The sequence below is a fragment of the Aminobacter sp. P4_H6_2 genome (assembly GCF_056400805.1).
In genome coordinates, this window is the sequence record NZ_JBFUKO010000802.1 from 1 (window position 1) to 2,157 (window position 2,157).

Genomic DNA, 2,157 nt, shown 5'->3' on the forward strand with positions numbered 1-2,157 from the left:
GTATCGAGGATCTGTTCTTCAGCCTCGACGGCCTCGATCTCGGCAGCATGGACGCGCGAGTAGCCGACCTCCTTGTCTAGCGCGTCCCAACGTGTCTGCTGAGGATCTGTCAGGCCCGACTTCGACGTGCCCTTCCGATTCATAGCCGTTGCGCCGCCAGGACCAGGAGACCCGAGGGCGTTTCTTATCCGTGTCTCCAGACGTTGCTGCAGTCGACACAGGACCACGGCCATGTGATGTGCGTGCTCCCACTCTTGCAGCAGGACCACGCAAGGGTCGATGGGCGCAAACAAACGCGCGGCAATCCTCTCGGCGTGTCTGGCGCCAACCGTGGCGTCAGCTTTCGCATCGTCATCCACAGCTTTGCTCTTCTTTCGTCTCCCTGGGATGACGAARGRCAAAGCTGTGGTATTGTCGGAATCAGYCATGATCCGAGCTCCAGACAGCTAGGGTTTGGTTAGGCCAGCCACAGCGTTGCCGCGCTCTGGTTGGCCGAATAGCGTGCAATGCAAGTGCACTGCACGTGCGAAATATGCACGGTCGAGCGGAAAGTTCAAGCACTGAATTCGATGACCAAGAAACCTTTTACGACCCGACTTGATCCTGCAATATTAGAACTAGCTCAAAAGCTGGCAGAAGTGGACCGTCGATCGATTACTGCTGTCATCGAGGTTGCGCTCATTGAATACGCTGGCCGCCGCGGCATTCGTGTGCCGAAAGACACCAAGGCGTAGTTCGTAAGCCCACGGGTGATTTCGCCGCAAAGCGGGTTGGACGCCCMCGCTCTCTCCTTTGCCGCATCACCTCTATGTCCGGCAGCAATCGCCCTATTCGACGATTTGACCGACTCGAGTTTCCCAACCGCAACTTTCCATTCCGCCATCGCTCGCAGGCGGTGAATGTGGATGGCGAGAGCAGAGCGTTTTGAGCGGGGCGGGACGAACAGATTGCGAAGAGCCGAGAAGATCGAGATGAAGCGATGGAGGCTTCCTGGCGATTGGAACCCGTCCTGATCGACGGCCCGCCAAAGCCAGCAGCATTTCCTCGACCAAGCGCAAGCTCAGCGGAAAGCGAAAATAGAGCCACACCGCATGGGCGATGATCTGGGGCGGAAAACGGTGGCGCTTGTAGCAGATGGGCGAGGTGTTCGTGCGCCTGCATCTATTCCAGCAGGTCCGAACAAGTGGCTACCGTGACAATACCGTTCCAGCGGTTTCACCGGCGCGACGGCGGCCGGTTGGTAGTGCGTCGGGGACGTATACGTCAACGACGTCCAGCTGATCGGAGGTCCCGCAGTCTAACGACGTTGACGCTCCCGCCCAAGTGAATGTAGTGATGTACGTAACTCAGGAATGGAGCCACGATGCGCGCCACGGTCCATGACGTCGCCCGCGCAGCCGGCGTCAGCCTCTCAACGGTCGATCGCGTCATCAATGGCCGCGAAGGTGTACGGGCATCGACGTTACAGCGCGTGGAAGCAGCGATCCGGCAGCTTGGCTTCGTTCGCAATCAGGCGGCGGCCAATCTGGCCAAGGGCCGTGTTTACCGCCTTGTTTTCATCATTCCTGAAGGAGCAAACAGCTTCATGCGCAGGCTCGAGGACGAAGCGCGAGAAGCCAGTCGCCAGATGACGCCGGACGGGATCGAACTTAACGTCGTCACGGCGCCTGCCTTTGATGGGCAGGCGCTAGCCGACATTCTCAACCGACTGKACCTCAACGAGATAGGCGGGGTGGCGCTAGTCGCAACCGAAGCGCCGCCGGTGCGCCGGGCACTGGCGCGCCTGCATAGCGCGAATGTACCGGTCGTCACCCTTGTCTCTGATGCACCGTCCTTCCAGCGCCATCGCTACGTGGGCATCGACAATGTCGCGGCTGGACGCACTGCGGCGAGCCTGCTCGCGCGCTTCCTTCGAGGCGTCAAGGGCAAGATCGCGCTGGTCGCCGGCTCCATGCTGGTGCGCGACCATGTGGAACGCCGCCTGGGCTTCGATCAGGTGATCCGCACCGAATATCCCAACCTGGAGGCGCTGCCCGTAGTCGAGGGTCGTGACGACCGAATGGCGACACGGCGCATCGTGGAGCAATGCCTCGATCGCGACCCTGACATTGTGGGCCTCTACAACATCGGCGCGGGGAACCTCGGTCTGATTGAGGC

General features: G+C 60.4%; 2 protein-coding genes and 1 pseudogene. 2 read left to right on the forward strand and 1 reads right to left on the reverse strand.

Going from position 1 to position 2,157, the window contains the following annotated elements; all coding sequences use genetic code 11:
• Positions 1–569 precede the first annotated feature (569 nt).
• A complete protein-coding gene (locus AC1DUU_RS30325) occupies positions 570–734 on the forward strand; it encodes a hypothetical protein (RefSeq protein WP_476787019.1) in 165 nt (54 codons plus the stop codon).
• 297 nt (positions 735–1,031) lie between these two features.
• On the opposite strand, the pseudogene AC1DUU_RS30330 reads toward AC1DUU_RS30325, so the two are convergent.
• Positions 1,032–1,136, reverse strand: a pseudogene (locus tag AC1DUU_RS30330) (IS6 family transposase); the annotation flags it as partial.
• A 227-nt stretch (positions 1,137–1,363) separates the two neighbouring features.
• Between AC1DUU_RS30330 and AC1DUU_RS30335 the strand changes: the two are divergent.
• On the forward strand, positions 1,364–2,157 hold a 794-nt coding region (locus AC1DUU_RS30335; RefSeq protein WP_476787020.1), incomplete at its 3' end, for a LacI family DNA-binding transcriptional regulator.

What these genes read in the sequence shown, in the direction of transcription:
- AC1DUU_RS30325 (WP_476787019.1), top strand. Translation starts at nt 570, where the DNA reads ATGACCAAGAAACCTTTTACGACCCGACTTGATCCTGCAATATTAGAA.